Source organism: Nitratifractor sp., from assembly GCF_015487065.1.
Taxonomy (GTDB): domain Bacteria; phylum Campylobacterota; class Campylobacteria; order Campylobacterales; family Sulfurovaceae; genus Nitratifractor.
On record NZ_WFQN01000030.1, the window covers coordinates 1 to 17,905 of the forward strand.

Consider the following 17,905-nt stretch of genomic DNA (forward strand, 5'->3'; position numbering starts at 1 on the left):
CGCCGCCACCTCCGGCGCGCGTCCCAGGTAGGTGATCCAGGTAAAGAGGCGGATCAACTCCGGCGTGCGCCACTGGGCCATGAGATTGGCCACAATTTGGTCGAGATAGACGATGGGATCCCGGGTGAGAAAATCTTCGACGATTCCGCCGAACAGGATCAGAATATAGCCCGAAAGGAGCGTCAGGATCGTCAGCGGAAGTCCGGTGAAACGGTCGTTGCGGAAACGGTCCGCCAGGAAAGCGACAAAGCGGGGATGCCGTCGACAGAAACGCTCCACCGGCGCACTGCGGCGAAATCCTGCGGCCATCCCCTGGAGAATCTCCCAAAGGATCGGGAGACTGCGCTGCAGAAAGCGCATCAGCATCCACAGGACGATCAGGGCGATCGCCAAAGAGCCGATTACCGCCGCTGTGCGCCCCAGCATGCTCTGGGCGAGGGTCAGCGAGGAGGAGAAGAGATAACCGATGCCGACAAATTCGAAGCCCCAGCCGACGGCCCCGAGGAGGTTCCAAAAGATGAACTTCCCCCGATCCATCCGTGCCGAGCCCGCCAGGAAGGGGACGGTCTCCTTGAGTCCCGGGATGAAGCGTGCCAGGAAGATCGAGACCGAACCGTGGCTATCGAGAAAGTCGTGGGCTTTTTGAATCGCCGATTCGGGAAGATGGAGCCAGGGTCTGCCCAGCAGGGCACTGCCGTATCGTTTGCCCAGCGTATAGTTGAGCAGATCCCCCAGGAAGGCCCCGACAATCCCGGCAATCAGGACGATGCCAAAATCCAAAACCCCCTGACCGGCCAGAATCCCCAGAATCAGAAGAATCGTCGAGCCCGGCAGCAGCCAGCCCAGACCGATGAGTGTCTCTCCAAAGGCGGCGAAAAAGGCCAGGAAGGGCACGAAGATGCCGAAGTGATCGGCCCAGGCCGACAGGGTGATTTGAATCTCGTTCATACCGCTCCTCATCCTCCATTATTGACTATTGAGTACACCGAAAAACCGAAACAATCGCGCTCTCCGTCATCCTGAACTCGATTCAGGACCCACGGCACAATGGATACTTCAAGCCCTGCATTCGGGTCAAGCCCGGAACGACGGAGGTTTTTCACATCGCTTGATTCTTCATCAGGATACTATAGCGTGAAAATGAAAAAGAGATGAAAAAAAGAAAGAGAAGCGTTTTAGGGCAGAGCCGTAGGTGAAGCAACGGCGGCCCCTTTTGTGATCATATCAATAAATATCAGTTCTAGGGGGTGTCGATCAAACGGTATCCCATACCGTATTCGGTCTTGAGGAAGTTCTTGCCTCCCTGGGCAGCGATCTTTTTACGGATGTTTTTGATATGATTGTCCAACGAACGGTTGGAACTGACCGCCGAAAGGGAAGAGAGGAGGCGGTCCCGTGTAACAGTGCGGTTTTTGTTTTGCAGCAGCAGTTGCAGAATCTTGAACTCGGTCCAGGTAAGGTTGAGCGGTTTGCCGTAGAGCAGAATGTCGCTGGTTTCGATCCGGAAAGCCTCTTCCTCGAAATCAGCGGGAATCTGGGAATTTTTGCCGAGTTGGACCCAGATCCGAGCTTCGAGCTCCTCCAGGTCGATGGGTTTGACCATGTAGTCGGTGGCACCGTAGCGGAAAGCCATGATCTTGGACTTGGTATCGCCGTAGGCACTCAGGACGATCACCGGCAGGGAGAGGGAGCCTTTGATGCTCTTGAGCAGCTCCATCCCGCTGAAATCGGGGAGGTTGATATCGAGCAGCAGGATGTCGTAATGGTTCTGTTTGAGATAGGAGAGCCCGTCCGTTACCGAAAAAACCGTATCGACATCGAAACCGCTATCCCGGAGAAAGGTCGCCAGATACTCCGAGGTCATCTCATCGTCTTCAACCAGCAATACTTTCACTTCTTGCATTGAATAATTCCTTCTTGTTAATTTTTTTCTGTTACAGGTTCTACAGATTTTATCGCAAATTACCTTAGAATTATATTGTAAGATATAATAAATTTTCTGAACTAATAAAGAGACGAGATAGCAAAATTGATCAAAAGTACTAAAATCGTGTCGGCGTTGCTGCTGGGGATATCACTGCTGTGGGGGGCGATGAAGGCCCCCTCTGAGAGTGAGGGAAAAGAGAGTTCGCTCGAACATGTCGTCTTGCAACTCAACTGGGATTATCGTTTCGAATTTGCCGGCTTTATCGCCGCCAAAGAGAAGGGCTTTTACCGGGATGCGGGCCTGGATGTGGAACTGAGAACCTTTCGCCCCGGAATGGATGTGGTGCGGGAAGTGACACAGGGAAGGGCCGACTACGGTCTCTACAGCTCCAAACTGCTCAAACGTTTTCTCGCCGGAGAACCGGTCAAGCTCCTGGCCAGTTTCTTTAAAAAGCCCTCCATGGTGATCGTCGCCCGTAAGGGGATCGATAAACCTGAAGATCTTGCCGGCCGTAAAATCCTCTCCGCCTTTTCCCGAAATGACTTCATCCTCAATTTCAAAGAGATGTTTCGGCAGCATGATGTCAATCTCTCCAAAATAGAGCTCTCAAAAGAGCCTTATTCGATGAAGCCCTTTATCGAAGGGAAGGTTGATGCGATGATCGTCTATCTCCCCAGCCAGCTCTACCGCCTCAGCAGTCTGGGGATCTCCTACAACATCATCGATCCGGGGAAATACAGTGATCTTTCGCTCCAGCAGGAGCTTTTTACTTCGCAAACCGTCGCCGAAAAATATCCCGATCGGACGCTGGCTTTTCGTAATGCCAGCATCAAAGGTTGGGACTATGCCCTGCAACATCCCTATGAGATCATCGATATCATCCGGAAAAAGTATGCTCCGGACCTGACGCTGGAGGAGTTGAGCTACGAATACCGGATCGTCAAACGGCTGATTCAACCGGAACTCTATCCTATCGGCTCTATCGATCAGAAACTTTTGCTTTTGCAGATCGAACATCTTCTCGGCAAGCAGAAGCGTGCACAGGCAAAAGAGCTGTTGAAAAAATATATCTTTGGGGGCGGGGTGGAGATGTCCCCGTTGATCCTGACCAAAGCGGAGCGGGATTTTCTCAAAAAGCATCCGGTGCTCAAAGCGCATAATGAGAGCAACTGGCCCCCTTTCAATTTCACGGAAAACGGGCAGGCAAAGGGATTTTCGATCGACTATATGAATCTGATCGCCGAGAAGATCGGCGTGAAAGTCCGGTATATCAGCGGGTATACCTGGTATGAATTTCTGCAAATGATCGATACTGATCGCCTAGATATCATCGACAACATCGCTATCACGCCGGAGCGAAAAAAAACCATCGCCTTTACCGACCCCTTCATCGATCTGCAGCACGCGATCTACACCAATGTCAACAATCAATCCTACTTCTCTCTTGCCGAACTCAACGGTAAAAGAGTGGCCCTGGTCAAAGGATTTTTCATCCAGCAATATCTGGCCGAACACTATCCCGGTATCCACCAGGTCCTCGTCCCGGATCAGCTCCAGGCCCTGAAGCTCCTCTCCTTCGGCAAAGTAGATGCCGTGGTCGGCAAACAGGTGGTAGTGGACTATCTGATGCGTAAATATCTGCTCTCCAACATCATCGCCACCAGTTATGTCAAAGATCCCGGTGCCGTCAGCCATGTCGCCCTAGGGGTCTCCAAAAAAGACAAAATCCTCGCTCGAATCCTGAAAAAGGCTCAGAAGACCGTTACAGAAGAGGAGCTACAAAAACTCAAGCACAAATGGTTCGGTATCAACCCGCTACTCAACAGCAAAGAGCTGCTGACCCCGGCAGAGCAGAACTATCTCACCACCCATCGACTCGCCAAAGTCTGTATCGAAAAAGATCGGGCCCCGATAGAGTTTGTCGAACAGGGCAAAGCGCAGGGTATCGCGGTAGAGATTCTCAGCTCTCTGACCCGCAGACTTCATCTCAATCTCAATTTCCGGCCGGTTGCCGACCGAAACGAGGCACTCCATAAGATTCAAACGCGAGAGTGTGATCTCCTTGCCGCCGCATCCCGGGACCAACGGAGTGCCAAGCTGCTTGACTTCACCTCTCCTTATCTCGAATATGAAGAGGTATTTATTCGGCATCGCCCGCAGACCGCCTCTGATGGCGGCAAGCCGTTGATCCTCACCGGAAAACGCCTGGTCGGGAAATGGGGGGATCCGGTCCTTGCCAAGCTGAAGAAGGCACATCCGAGTCTGAAAATCCTGGAGACCGACAGTTATCTCGATGCCTTGAAAATCCTTCAGCGCGATGCGGCGGATTATGCGGTGATGTCCGAGCCGGTCTACAATTATCTGAGTCAGATTCATCGGATGAAAGATCTGGAGATGGCCGGCGTCGCTCCCGTCAAAAGCTCTCTGAGTATCGGGGTCAGGAAAGATCAAGTAACGCTCTACCATATCATCAACAAAATCCTTCATGCGATGCCGCGGGAGACCTTTTATGCGATCAGTGACAAATGGACCTCGGAGCGAATCCTCAAAGAGATAGACTACAAAAGTATTTTGGGGATACTTGCCGTAGCACTCCTGGTCATCTCACTGATCACTCTGGCCTACTGGAGACAACGGAAACTCGTCCGCAGGATCAACGAGCTCAACGAAACCCTGGAAGAACGCATCGAAGAGGCTCTTGAAAAGAACCGTGAGCAGGAGCTCTACATCCTCCAGCAGGATCGCCTGGCCAAAATGGGGGAGATGATCGCCATGATCGCCCATCAGTGGCGCCAACCCCTCAACAACCTTTCGATTCTGATCCAACTCCTGGTCTCCCGTTACAAAAAAGGGATCCTCAACGACGATGCTATGGCCTATTTCCAGAATCATGCCCAGAAGCAGGTCGAACAGATGTCCACGACCATCGATGATTTCCGCAATTTCTACCGCCCGGAGAAAGAGGCCACTGAGTTTTGTATCAATGAGAGTATCGACAATGCGATTCAGATGAGCAAAATGGCATTTACAGCTCAGGGAATCAAGATCATTTTCCACTCCGACGGACGCTACGTCTACACCGGATACCCCAACGAATTGGCCCACGCCATCCTCAATATCCTCAACAATGCAAGAGATGTATTGGTTGAAAAGGGCGAAAGCCTCCTCGAAAAGCATATCGTCATCACGCTCGAAGAGCGCGAAGAGGGATTGACGCTGGAGATCTGCGACAATGCGGGAGGAATTCCCGAAGCGATCATCGACAAGATCTTCGACCCCTACTTCTCGACCAAACAGGACAAAAACGGTACCGGATTGGGACTCTATATGACCAAGGTAATGATTGCGGATCATATGCATTCCCAAATCACCGTCTCCAATCGCGAAGAGGGCGCCTGTTTTACCATTACATTTTTGGGAGAATATCACCGGGAGAGCGAGTCCGAGGCAGAGTGACCGGCTGTAGGGTGGTGCCCTGTGGGTCCACCGAAACAAAGGTGGGATTTGAAGCTCCCCGCCGCCGGCTCAGGCCAGCTGAGTCGCCTTGGTAACGTTGTATTTGAGGCCGATCTCTTCGGGAGTACAGCCCAGGGCCAGGGCGACCATCTGGGGCATATGCAGAACGGGAATATCGATATCGCGTCCCAGTTGTTTGCCGGCACTCTCCTGCTTGAGATCCATATTGAGCTGGCAGAGAGGACAGGGGGTGACGACCACATCGGCACCGTGATCGATAGCGTCGCTGAGTGCGGTGCCCGTCAGGGCGTTGCTGGTCTCGGGCGCTTGCAGATCCACATGGAAACCGCAGCATTTGTTTTTGCTTTCATAGTCGACCGCCTTGCCCTCCAGCGCCTCGATGAGACGGTCCAGAGAGGTGGGAACATAGGGATTTTCATGGGTGTACTTATACATCAATCCCTCTTCCTCATACGCAACTTCACCGCCCCCCTCACTCACTTCATAGTCGGGCTGAGGCATGTTGTGCTTGTAGTGGATATGGCTGGGGCGGATATTGTGGCAGCCGTAGAAGGGAGCGATGTTGAAGTGGCTCAGAGGTTTGACCACCTTTTCGCTGATATTCTCCAGGCCGTAGTCGTCGATGAGGGCGTAGAGGAAGTGACGGACGGAGCTGGTCCCTTTGTACTCCAGGCCCACTTCGGCCAGCTTCTCGTTGACTTTGGCCCGTAGTTCGGGGTCATGGTCCAGGCGCTCCTTGGTCATGACGGTGTTGAGCTGGCAGGTGTTGCAGATGGTCACCATGGGCAGCCCCAGCTTTTCGGCGTAGCAGATGTTGCGGGCGTTGAGGACCAGAGAGAGAAATTCGTCAAAGTCCTGCAGGTGGCTGGCACCGCAGCAGCTCGCTTCGTCCAACAGTACCAGCTCGATGCCGAGTTTCTCGGCGACGGCCAGGGTGGAGGAGAGGAGCTCGGGAGTCGATTCCCGGGCGGTACATCCGGTATAGAGGGCATATTTCAGTTTGCTCATGGCTCGTCCTTACAGTTCGTTGGTTTTGGAAATTTCGATCAGCTTCTGGATCTCGTCGAGATTCTTGCTGCGGGGCATCTTTTTCTTGGCGAAGTCAAAAGGATGCACCTTGCCGGCTTTGATCATCTTGAAGGCTTCGCTCAGGTGCTTGACCACGCCGAGACCTTCGGAGTAGAGGACGATATCCTGCTCGTCCAGATAGCCGAATTTTTTGATGGAGCGGACGAAGCCCTCGGCATGTTTGGTGGCCACGTTGCGCTCGGCCACATGGTGCTCGAACTGCATATTGTGGAGCTTGGTGATCTTCTCGATGGGGTTGACGTCTTTGGGGCAGGCCTCGGCACATTCGAAGCATTTGACACAGTCCCAAACTCCGCTGCCCAGCTCTGCCGTGGTCTCCAGGCGGTCGACGGTCGCTTCGTCTCGGGGATCGACACTGAAACGGTAGGCGGCGGCAAAGGCGGCAGGCCCGAGATAGTCTTCGTTGACCTCCAGGACGGGACAGGCATAGTGACAGCTGCCGCACTGGATGCAGTAGTCGGCATCCAGGAAATTTTCCACCTGCTCGGGGCTCATGAGGGTCTCGCTCTCGGGATGGGGGTCCACCTGGGCCTCCACATAGGGTTTGACCGCGGCGTGCTTCTCCCAGAAGTCCCCTTTGTCGATCACCATATCCTTGACGGCACGCTTCTTGCTCTGAGGTTCGAAGACCAGCTCGTCACCGAAGAGATCCAACAGTTCCTGGGCGTTTTGCTTGCACGAAAGCACCGGTTTGCCGTTGACTTTGATCCCACAGGCCCCGCAGATACCGTGGCGGCAGCTGCGCCGGTAGGAGAAGGAACCGTCGTGCTCCCACTTGATCCGGTTGAGCAGATCCAAAATCAGCTCGTCTTTACCCACCTCCATCTCGTAGGTCTTGTAGTAGGGCAGGTAGTCTGTCTCGGCATTGAAGCGGAAAGCCTTGATGGTCACTTTCCGGGTTTCGGAGGCCGTTTTTTTTGTCGTATCGCTCATCACCGCTCCTTAATATTTTCTCTCTTGGGGTTCGAACTTGCCCAGGACCACATCGCCGTAGCTGAGTTCCAGATCGTAATCACCGCTGAACTTCGCATAGGTATGTTTGAGGAAGTTTTCGTCGTCACGTTTGGGATAATCTTCACGGAAGTGGGCTCCCCGGCTCTCTTTGCGCGCCAGGGCCCCTTCGACGATAAAGAGGCTGAAGTCGATCAGGTGCCCCAGTTCGATGGCCTCCTGCAGGTCGGTATTGAAGGTGTGGGATTTGTCGTCGATCCGGATATTCTGATAACGCTCGTAGAGTTCCTTGAGCTTCTCTTTCTGCTTTTGCAGCGACGCTTCAGTACGGAAGACCCCTGCATCCATGGTCATACTCTCCTGGAGTTCATTACGCAGGAGAGGAACCCGCTCGGAGCCGTTGTTGTGTTTGATGCGGTTAACCTTGTCGATCATCCCTTTGGCGTCTTCGGCCGTGGCGGGCTCCAGCTCGATCTGCTCCATATCCTCCAGCATCGCTTTGCCGGCCTCCCGGCCGAAGAAGAGGGCCTCTAGCAGACTGTTGGCTCCCAGGCGGTTAGCGCCATGGACGCTGACGCAGGAGCACTCACCGGCGGCATAGAACCCCTCGACAGTCTCGTCGGGGCTCTTTTTGACCTGGCAGCGCTTGGTGACGGGGATGCCGCCCATGGAGTAGTGGGCCGTGGCGGCGATCATGATGGGCTCTTTGAGCATATCCTGGCCCAGGAAAGTGATGGCCAGCTCCCGGAGTTCGGGAAGCTTGGTGAGGATCGTCTCTTTGGGCAGGTGGGTCAGGTCGATGTAGACGGCGTCTTTCTTGGGACCGACGCCGCGGCCTTCGCGGATCTCCTGCATAATGGCCCGGCTGACGACGTCCCGGCTGGCCAGCTCCATGGCGTTGGGGGCATATTTGGACATGAAACGCTCACCCTCGCTGTTGAAGAGGCGTCCCCCTTCACCCCGGGCCGCTTCGGAGATCAGGATTCCTGATCCTCCCAGACCCGTGGGGTGGAACTGGACAAACTCCATATCTTCCAGAGGCAGACCGCGGCGGGCGACGATGGAGAGGGCGTCGCCGGTGTTGGCGTGGGCGTTGGAGTTGATCTTGAAGGCCCGGCCGTAACCGCCGGTGGCGAACATGGTCACTTTGGCATTGAAGATCGCCGGCTCGGAGGTACGGATATTGTAGGCGGCGACCCCTTTGACCTTGCCCTTGCCGTCATAGAGGAGATCGGCGCAGTACCACTCGTCGAAGACTTCGATGCCGGCGCGGAAGGCCTGCTCGTAGATCGTCTGCAGCAGGGTGAGTCCGGTCCGGTCTGCCGCGTAGCAGGCGCGGGGCTTGGACTGGCCGCCGAAGGGGCGCTGGGCGATACGGCCATTCTCTTGACGGGAAAAGATCGCTCCCATCCGCTCGGCCCATCGGATCGTCTCGGGGGCTTTGGAACACATCAGCTCGATGGCATCCTGATCTCCCAGATAATCGCTCCCCTTGACGGTATCGAACTCATGAAGCTCGGTGGAGTCCTCCTCACTCAATGCGGCATTGATCCCGCCCTGGGCGGCACCGGAGTGGCTGCGCAGAGGATGAAGCTTGGTGATTACCGCGACTCGTTTGCCTGCCTCTTTGAGCTCTTTGGCTGCCGCGAGGCCCGCCAGCCCGGCGCCAACGATGACGGCGTCGTACTGATGGATTTTTACGTCATTCACTTCCATAGACCTGGTCCTTGTGCTGAATTTCGCTTCATTATAACACCGACGAAGTATAAGAAAGATGAATACAGGGTGATTATCTCCCGCTAGAGTCGGAGAGTGTTACTTTTTGACATTACAATAGAATCCGTTTCGCCACTTCCGCGGCACTGCCGTGGCTCAAATAGCCGCGCAGTGCCGCGGCATCCTCGGCGAAACGTCCTCGATCGTATTTCCGGTAGGCCTGCAGCAGATTTTCCAGGCTCAGCTCCTCCTGGATCAGCTCCGGGTGCATGGGACGTCCCCGGAAGTCGAGGCTGAAGAGGTTGGCCAATCCCGCATAGCGCAGGTCGGTGAGTTTTTTGACCAGAAAGTAATCCAGCGCTTTGGCCCGATAGGTCAAGACGAAGGGGGTTCCGATGAGGGCCGCCTCCAGCGTCGCCGTACCGCTGCAGACAAAGGCAAAATCACTCTCGTAGAGAGTGGCATGGGTGTCATGGCGGATCTCGAAAGCGCTCAGATCACCGTAGAGCTCCCGGATCTGATCCTGGGTGAAGTAGGGGGGAATGACGATCTGCGCCCGATGCTCCCCCAGTTCGCGGCGCAGTTGATGGAAGAGGGGCATCAGCCGGGTGATCTCGCCCCGGCGGCTGCCGGGCAGATAGGCGATACGCTCCGGCTCCGCGGTAGAGCGTTCCGGCTCGTCAGGACCGGGACGGTAGTGCCACCTGCCGTCGCGCTGTTCCCAGCTGCCCGTTCTGAAACGGTGGATCTCATCGAGCAGCGGATGTCCCACATATTCGATGGGCGCTTCCTTGCTATAGTATTGATTCTCGAAAGGCAGGATCGAAAGCAGCCGGTCGCAGGTGCGCTCCAGTACCGGGATCCGTCCTTTGCGCCAGGCCCAGGCCTGGGGAAGGATGTAGTAGATCACCTCTTTAGAGGGGTAGCGCTTTTTGATCCGTTTGGCCAGAGGGAGGTTGAAGCCCGAGGAGTCCATCAGCAGGATCTTGTCCGCCTCGGCGGCCCGTTCGGTCATTTCGGCCGCCAGGCGATAGAAAAAGGGGAGTTTCTTCGCCGCATCCACGAAACCCATCACCGCCAGGGAGCGCAGATCGACGATGGGCTCTCCAAGATCGGCGCTGAAGATCCCCTCCAGTTCCACCGACTCGGGCAGATGCTCTCTCAGGGCTTTCAGATGGACATTGGCGGAGTGTTCCAGGGCACTGACCAGCAGCTTCATCGCCATCCTCCGGCTGTGTTCAAGAGGTTTTCCCCGTCTCGTAGAGCTCGCGCTTGATCGAATCCCGGTTGAGTTTGCGGCGGATGGAGCTGCGGATCTCCTTTAGACGCTGAGTATCCAGTTTCAGTTTTTCCTGCAGTTGGGCATCGCTCACTCCCCGCAGAGGGCCCATGAGAACCTTGAACTCTTTTTTGGTCAGACGGCGGCGCAGCACCCACTCCACCGCCTCTTCGTCCCGCATCCGGCCCAGGGGTTTGTCGATCATTCCTTCGATCGTCTCTCGCAGTTCCATCGTCCTCACTTTTTTGCTATGCTTGTTGAGTGGTCCGAAAAAGCTCCGTCATTCCGGGCTTGACCCGGAATCCAGGGACGCAATTGCCCATTACAGCTTTCAGCACACACCAACTTTGGGTTTATTATAACGGAAGAGCAGGAGAAAAGGTTGACCTATCGCGAATGGTTTGAATCACATAGCCGTCGTCACCGTGCCATCATCGAGAGCCTACCACCCATGAGTCCGGAAGCCCTGGTGGACTATTTCCGCTATGAAAATATGCAGCAGAAACATCCCGACTTCTGCCCGCTCTATGCCAAAAACGAAAAGTGCCACGAGATGGAGGATCTCAACTGCTACCTCTGCGGCTGTCCTTCTTTTCGTTTCTGTGATGAAGGGATCGATCAGGTAGATGGAATAGTGCGCTACAGCCTCTGCGCCATCGACGCCAAAGAGGGCAGAGCACTCGAGACAGACAATGCCATCCATCAGGACTGCTCGAAATGTCTCCTGCCTCACCGCCGAAGCTTCATTCTGAAGCATTTCGACCGGGACTGGATGAAGATCATGGAAAAGTGCGAAGCCTGTCCTGTAACGGCAGTGCAGGAACTCAGTGCAGGGAAGAGTCCAGAAGATTGAGAGCATCCCGGTAGATCGGCTCATCGATAAAACCGTATTTGTCATGCATCAAACCATGAATACCCAGGGCACTAGCCTCTTCAAACGCCTCCCTGATCTCCCGGGCCCGACGTAGCTCCTCACTTGACGGGCTAAAGATGGCATTGGCGATCTCCACCTGGGCGGGCCCCATACAGGCTTTGGCCGTGAAGCCCATCTCCCGTTCCCGTTCACACCAACGCCGAAACCCCTCCAGATCCCGATAATCCTGATACATAAAAGAGACGGGAAGCAGCCCTGCCGTTCTCGCCCCCAGCAAAAAACGGCTCAGTATCGCTTCGGCTGTGGGGTTGCCGGGCCCCCGGGTGACCAGCCGATGGGGGAGTCCAAGGTCCGCCAAGAGATCCAAAATCCCCAGATTGGCGGTGGTGAGTCTTTGATCGATTCTCCCCCAATGTTCCAGATCCCGAAAGGCTTCTTTGGTCTCCAGAGAGATATGCAGTTGACGGTCCTGCCGTATCAGTCCCAAAGCTGTCTCGATCTCATCTCTACTACGAATTTTGGGGATTCGGATAGCATCGACGATAAAATCGTTCAGAAACTTTATCTCCTCTTTACCCCCCTGATCCAGAGGATTGACCCGGACTACAATGCAGGAGGGGGAGGATTTCAGATGGGAGAGGAAGAGCGCGATATTGATGAGCGCCTCCTTTTTACGGGAGGGGGCAATGGCATCTTCGAGATTGAGTGTCACCCAGTCAGCTTCCAGATCGTCCAAACGGTTGAGATGATGCAAGTTGAGAGGATTGAGCATCATATTGGAACGGTGGAGACGGCGGGAGCAGGGGGCTTTCCGGATCGTGCCGATCTTCTTTTCCCGCTCCTCGATACTCAAGGATTCTATGGAAGCTATATCATCGAATATCAATTCAGATCCTTTACTGAAATTGTCTATTTGGATCAGTCGCAACGCCGATCCTCACCCAAATCTTCTTTGATTCGGTGCTCATGTTTCCGGCTTTCCGGAAGAAATAAAATCTGTGATTTTGTTTTTATGATGACATTCTACCCAAAATAGAGCCTATAGAGCATTATGTTACAATCGCCGCTATGAAGCGAATCGACAAAGAAGCCTACCTCATCCGACGCCTCCGTTCCCCACATATCGGGGATGACGCTGCTCTCATCGACGGGATGATCTACAGCGCCGACGCTTTTTGCGAAGGAACGCACTTTTTGCGGGAGTGGATGCGTCCGGCTCAGGTCGGGCGCAAAGCGATGCTGGTGAACCTCTCCGACGCCGTGGCGATGAATGCCGACCCGAAATACGCCCTGGTCACGGTAATGCTGCCTCGTAATATGAAGGAAAAAGAGATCGACGAGCTGGTCGAGGCCCTGGAGTCCACGGCGGCGGAGTACGGCTGTGAGATCATCGGTGGGGATACGGTCGGAGGCGATCGGCTCCATCTGAGCATCACCCTCATCTCCCACAGCGACGCCCCGCTCCTGCGCCGGGGCCTGGTGGCGGGGGATCTGCTGGCTTATACGGGAAAGCCAGGAGAGTCAAAACGGGATCTGGAGGCGCTGATGCGGGGCGAAACGATCCCGGCCGATTCCCGCTTTTACGAGCCTAGCCTGCGAAGGGACTTCGTCAAAACCTGCCGCCCCTATCTCAAAGCCGGCATGGACATCTCCGACGGACTCTACTGCGACACCAACAAGCTCCTGGCGGCCAACGACCTAGCTCTGGAGCCCACGATGCAGATCCCGCCGGAGATCGGGGAGAGCGGGGAAGAGTATGAGATGCTGGTGGCCTTCGCCCCCGAGGAGCGTGAGAGAGTAGAGGAGTGTGCCCGGCAGACACAGACAGAACTGACCATTTTTGGAATCGCTTCGAAGAAGGGAATTCTCTACCCTTGTTTGGATCATCATTTCAGGGAGTGAAGCATAGAGATATTATTTAATATTATCCCTAGCTATGCTTTTCTACTCGTTCCCACCATCTTGGTGGGAATGCCTACCTGATGCACAAAATAGTTATTGCCCTAGCATAAGGTCCACCGGTCTTGTAGACGTTCCCACCGGGGACGGATAGGAACGAGGTAGTTCCAGGTGAACGTTTCCCGACGGAAAGGGCACGGAAATCTGCGTTTCCTTAGAAGCTCCTATGCCTCCGGCGACCACTGCCGCACACCGAAGGTCTCCACCACATAGTCGATATCTTTGTCACCGCGACCGGAGAGATTGACCAGAATGGCGTCGTTGGGATGCTTTTTGGCCAGTTTCATGGCATAGGCAATGGCGTGGGAGCTCTCCAGGGCCGGGATGATCCCCTCATATTGACTGATGGCATAGAAGGCATCGATGGTCTCCTCGTCGGTGGCGCCGGCCACGTGGACCCGGCCGATATCGTGGAGATAAGCCTGCTCCGGCCCGACGCCGGGGTAGTCCAGGCCGCTGGCGACGGAGTGGACGGGGGCGGGTTCGCCTTTTTCATCCTGGAGCAGGATCGATTTGAACCCGTGAAGCACCCCGGCCTCTCCATACTCCAGTGTGGCGGCGTGATCGCCCAGACGGGTGCTTTTCCCCAGGGGTTCGACGGCGTAGAGCTCTACCGGATCGTCGATAAAGCCGCTGAAGAGCCCCATGGCGTTGGAACCGCCGCCGACGCACGCCACCACATGTTCGGGCAGATCACCGTCGGTCATCTCCATATACTGTTCCCGCGCTTCGATCCCCACGACGCTCTGAAAATCCCGCACCATCAGCGGGAAGGGGTGGGGTCCCACCACCGACCCGATGGCATACAGCGCCGTATCGAGCTGGCTCAGGTAGGATTCGAAGGCGGAATCCACCGCCTCCTTGAGGGTCTTGAGGCCGTGGGTGGCCGGAACCACCTGAGCCCCCAGGATCTGCATCCGCACCACGTTGGGATGTTCCTTGGCGATATCCACCTCACCCATATGGATCTCGCACTCCAGTCCGAAATAGGCCGCCGCCGTCGCCAGGGCCACCCCGTGCTGACCGGCCCCGGTCTCGGCGATGAGCTTGGTCTTGCCCATGCTTTTGGCCAAGAGCGCTTCGGCCATGCAGTGGTTGAGCTTGTGGGCACCGGTGTGGTTGAGATCCTCCCGCTTGAAGTAGATCTGGGCTCCGCCCACAGCGTCACTGAGGCGTTTAGCGTGATAGACGGGAGTGGGGCGCCCCTGATAGTGCTTGCGGATGCGGCGCAACTCGCTGAGAAAGTCATGGGATTTGCGCAGCTTCATATAGGCCTCGGTGATACGCTCAAACTCCTCTACCAGCTGCGGCGGCAAAAAGGCGCCGCCGTACTCGCCGAAATAGCCCTCCTCGTTGGGCTGACTTTTGAGATAGGGGTGTTTTTTCATGCCGAATTCCTCCTTCACATAGCAAATGTCACCATTCTATCGCGGCAATAATGAGGGGGAGTTTAACCCATTTTGGGTTTCTGGGAGAGTCCGGTCTCCCGGCGGCGGGGCGATGGTAACGGCCATGCAGGCGGTACATTCAGGAACGGGGGCCGGGTCGAAAAGTGCGCACCCGCTGACGAGGAGGGTACCGCAGAGCAGGGGAAGGAGCCTCAGATACCTTTTCGTTTTTGATTTTCTTGAAAAATCTTTGTTATTCCGGGCTTGACTCGGAATCCAGGGCTTTGAATAACCAAGAATCTGAGTCGAGTCCAGGATGACGGAGTCATCGGCATCTGATTTTCCAAAATACTCCATTATTTTCCTCTCCTGCCATGGGAGCGCCGGGGAGGGCGGCCGGTGCCCCGTTTGCCCTTCTGGTAGCAGCTTTCGCAGATGCTGAAGCGGTAGCTAAAATCTAGCTCCCGCCCGCAGCGGCGGCACCGCTTGACGAAATCCCCCTTCTGTAGGGAGCTTTCGATGAAGCGGTTGAGACGTTCTCTGGCGGCGCGGGCCTTTTCCGTATCGGGGAAGAGATCCCGGAACTTGAAAGAGAGCCAGAGATAGAGGGAGACCTCTTTGACCCGGTCTTCGGCGTTGAGAAGCTCTTCGTTGGTCCAGGCGAACTCCGGCAGCTCCCGGGGCGGGATATAAGGGACCGTTTCACCCCGCTCCAGATGCCCCAGATAGCGGTGAAAGACCGATTCGATGTAAGGGGAGCCGATGCTCACCGGCGCACAGGCCAGATGATAGCGGGAGCGCAGATCCAGCGTATACTCGTCCACGATGGCCGCCACCTCCATCATCGAGTCGATATTGGCCGCCCTGAAAGGCCCCTCGAACTCCATGTTCTGGGCGAAAAACTCCAGAATCTCCAGGAGCTTGTCGGTCTCGAGGATCTCCCCGATGAGCAGCACATGATCCAGGCTCGCCATCACGGAGAAGGGGAGGCGGATCTCCGGCAGCGGCGCATGGAAGCGCCGGGCGATGGTCTGGAGCGTTCCCGCATCCAGGGCTCCCACATAACCGTGTTCGTGGATCCCGTAGCGCCCGGCCCGGCCGGCGATCTGCAGGATCTCCGAAGTGGTGAGCTCCCGGCGGCGCAGACCGTCGAACTTGTTGTCCTTGGCGAAGAGGATCGTCTGAATCGGGAGATTGAGCCCCATGGCGATGGCGTCGGTGGCCACCAGGATCTGGCTCTCCCCCTCCCGGAAACGGCGCGCTTCTTCCCGACGTACCTCCGGCGAGAGGTTTCCGTAGACCACCGAGACACTGTAGCGGCCGGAGAGCTGTTGCTTGAGGGAGAGCACCTCCTTGCGGGAGAAGGCCACGATAGCGGTATTGGGGCGGATCTTGCGGGGCGAGACGGGATGGCTCATCAGCTCCAGAGGGTTTTTGCGTTCGAAATGGATCACCTCCAGTTCCTCCCCCAGATAGTCACAGACCTCCTGCACGGCGGCCACGGCATTGGCGGAACCGGTGAGGATCACCTCCTTGGCCGGGGCGCCGATGAGGGCGTTGGCCCACGCCCAGCCACGGTCCCGGTCATCAATCATCTGGATCTCGTCGATGACGCAGCACTCCACCTCCACCTCCATATTGACCATCTCGATGGTGGAGCTGATATGGGTGGACTCTTCGTCAATGATCTCCTCTTCGCCCGTAATCAGCGATGCCGCGATACCGGAGCGGCGAAGATCCTCGTACCCCTCCAGGGCCAGGAGCCGCAGGGGCGCCAGGTAGTAGCCGGTCTCGGCCTTTTTGAGCCGCTCCATGGCGGCGTAGGTCTTGCCGCTGTTGGTGGGGCCGGCGTGGAAGGTAATCCGCCGCTTCAGTCGACGCGCCAAGGGGAAGAGGAGCTTGAAGTCCCGGATGGTTTTTGCCAGGAGCTCTTCGCGCATCTTCTTCTCTTTGAGGGGGCGCAAGTACTCCCCGAAGTGGTAGAGGATGCGTCGTTTGGTCTTCTCCTTGATCTTGAGTTTACCCGAGGCGATGAGCTGGGGTTCGAGAAACTGGAGAATATAGCGCTCCATCGTCGCCGCCTCCACCTCCAGCCCTTCGGCCATCTCTTCCATCCGCTCCCGCAGGGTTTGAAGTGCCACGTTGAAATGTTCCAGCGTGTGCTCCTTGAGTGCCGCCAGATCTTCCCTGATCGGCAGCGGCTTGCCGTCCCAGATCGCGGCATAGATGAAGTTGCGCTCGTAGGAGAGGGAGAGACGGTACCCCACCGTGGTATCGAAAAGCTCCAGCTCCTTCTCCCGCTCCAGGATGAAATGGTCACCACTGAGGATCAGAAAGAGCTTCGGATCGATGGCATGGACGATCCGTTCGACGACGGCGTAGTCGAGGGGAGTATGGCGCAGATCCCCCTCCATGGGAGTCCGACGCAGGTGGTCGATGATCTCCTCTTCGCTCAGATAGCGATGCTCGGAAAGTGTCGAGAGGAAGGTGTCGATCTCCTGCTGACGTTCGGCGATCGCCTTCTCTTTGAGAGAGTGCAGCGCTTTGAGCGCCGCCTCATCCCCCCGGTTCAGCAGCTCCGCCAGGTCGATCGGCTCGCTGCGTACCAGGAGATGCCGGGTGAAACGGTTGCCGAAAAGTTTGAAGACAAAAGGATGGACGAACTCCAGGCGGTCATCGGAGCCAATCTCCGCCTCCACAGCTTCCTGCAGACGATCCAGGCGTCGGTGGAGTCGCAGGTAGGCCAGTTTGTTCAGCAGTTTTTCCCGGGTGATTTTGCCGCTGCGCATCGGCAGAAAATGCTCCAGCAAAGCCTCTTCCTCTTCCCGGCTGCGTTCCGTCCCCTCCAGCAGTGAGAGGATCCGCTCCACCTTGTCCTGCGCGGCGGCGGCAGCAGGACGCTTGCCTCCGCCTCCCTTTTTGCGCTCCATCAGATAGTCCACGATGGTTTTGCGCACTCCATAGTCACCGTCGCTCCAGACCCGTCGCAATGCCCGGATCATCTCTCCGCGATCGGAAGAGGGCAGATCCAGCTGCAGCAGCATTGTCAGTTCCATCAACAGATCATCATCCAATTGCGTCACCGCCTCGTCAAAGGGGAGACCGCCGAAGAGTTCTTTGATTCGATTGTTGAGTTTGATGTAGTGTCGTCGTTTCTTTTTGGCCATGGTTGCTCTATTATTTAATATTAATTCAGAAATTCTCTGGAATAAATGTCATTATATCGAATGATTCACCTCCAAAAA

General features: G+C 56.0%; 13 protein-coding genes. 3 read left to right on the plus strand and 10 right to left on the minus strand.

All coding sequences use genetic code 11. The features are described 5' to 3' along the window. Nucleotides 1-948 (minus strand): DedA family protein (locus F8I07_RS01465; RefSeq protein WP_292654805.1); only part of this gene is annotated, 948 nt, incomplete at its 3' end. A 292-nt stretch (nt 949-1,240) separates the two neighbouring features. Continuing rightward, nucleotides 1,241-1,903, minus strand: a complete 663-nt coding sequence (locus tag F8I07_RS01470) for a response regulator transcription factor (protein WP_292654808.1) — start codon at nt 1,901-1,903, stop codon at nt 1,241-1,243. A gap of 126 nt (nt 1,904-2,029) precedes the next feature. On the opposite strand from F8I07_RS01470, the gene F8I07_RS01475 reads away from it, so the two are divergent. Beyond that, entirely contained in the window at nt 2,030-5,383 is a 3,354-nt protein-coding gene (locus tag F8I07_RS01475) for a transporter substrate-binding domain-containing protein (RefSeq protein ID WP_292654811.1), read from the plus strand. Between the two features lie 69 nt (nt 5,384-5,452). Here F8I07_RS01475 and F8I07_RS01480 read toward each other — a convergent pair whose 3' ends face one another. From F8I07_RS01480 to F8I07_RS01500, 5 genes are all read right to left on the minus strand, one after another. Then, nucleotides 5,453-6,412 carry a CoB--CoM heterodisulfide reductase iron-sulfur subunit B family protein gene (locus F8I07_RS01480; RefSeq protein ID WP_292654814.1) on the minus strand — a complete coding sequence of 320 codons (960 nt, stop codon included), beginning with the start codon at nt 6,410-6,412 and terminating at the stop codon, nt 5,453-5,455. Nucleotides 6,413-6,421: 9 nt separating this feature from the next. Further along, on the minus strand, nt 6,422-7,426 hold the full coding sequence (locus F8I07_RS01485) for a succinate dehydrogenase/fumarate reductase iron-sulfur subunit (RefSeq protein ID WP_292654817.1): 1,005 nt from the start codon (nt 7,424-7,426) through the stop codon (nt 6,422-6,424). Nucleotides 7,427-7,435: 9 nt separating this feature from the next. Further along, on the minus strand, nt 7,436-9,160 hold the full coding sequence (gene sdhA, locus F8I07_RS01490) for a succinate dehydrogenase flavoprotein subunit (RefSeq protein ID WP_292654820.1): 1,725 nt from the start codon (nt 9,158-9,160) through the stop codon (nt 7,436-7,438). A 112-nt stretch (nt 9,161-9,272) separates the two neighbouring features. Continuing rightward, nucleotides 9,273-10,379, minus strand: coding sequence for a lipid-A-disaccharide synthase (lpxB, locus tag F8I07_RS01495; RefSeq protein ID WP_292654823.1), 1,107 nt, complete (start codon nt 10,377-10,379; stop codon nt 9,273-9,275). Between the two features lie 19 nt (nt 10,380-10,398). Next, nucleotides 10,399-10,671, minus strand: coding sequence for a hypothetical protein (locus F8I07_RS01500; protein WP_292654825.1), 273 nt, complete (start codon nt 10,669-10,671; stop codon nt 10,399-10,401). A 150-nt stretch (nt 10,672-10,821) separates the two neighbouring features. On the opposite strand from F8I07_RS01500, the gene F8I07_RS01505 reads away from it, so the two are divergent. Next, complete coding sequence (locus tag F8I07_RS01505; RefSeq protein WP_292654826.1) at nt 10,822-11,292, plus strand: hypothetical protein; 471 nt, start codon at nt 10,822-10,824, stop codon at nt 11,290-11,292. On the opposite strand, the gene F8I07_RS01510 is transcribed toward F8I07_RS01505, so the two are convergent. After that, nucleotides 11,264-12,199: an aldolase/citrate lyase family protein gene (locus F8I07_RS01510; protein WP_292654829.1), complete on the minus strand. Its 936-nt coding sequence runs from the start codon at nt 12,197-12,199 to the stop codon at nt 11,264-11,266. The two genes, F8I07_RS01505 and F8I07_RS01510, sit on opposite strands and share 29 nt — an antisense overlap. Before the next feature lie 182 nt (nt 12,200-12,381). Here F8I07_RS01510 and F8I07_RS01515 point away from each other — a divergent pair, with 182 nt between their 5' ends. Beyond that, a complete protein-coding gene (locus F8I07_RS01515; protein ID WP_292654830.1) occupies nt 12,382-13,215 on the plus strand; it encodes a thiamine-phosphate kinase in 834 nt (277 codons plus the stop codon). A 221-nt stretch (nt 13,216-13,436) separates the two neighbouring features. Here the strand turns inward: F8I07_RS01515 and trpB are convergent, their stop codons facing one another. After that, on the minus strand, nt 13,437-14,660 hold the full coding sequence (gene trpB, locus F8I07_RS01520) for a tryptophan synthase subunit beta (protein ID WP_292654833.1): 1,224 nt from the start codon (nt 14,658-14,660) through the stop codon (nt 13,437-13,439). A gap of 356 nt (nt 14,661-15,016) precedes the next feature. Then, the gene (locus F8I07_RS01525; protein WP_292654836.1) at nt 15,017-17,827 is read right to left on the minus strand and encodes a helicase-related protein; all 2,811 of its coding nucleotides are present in this window, start codon (nt 17,825-17,827) and stop codon (nt 15,017-15,019) included. Nucleotides 17,828-17,905: the final 78 nt, after the last annotated feature.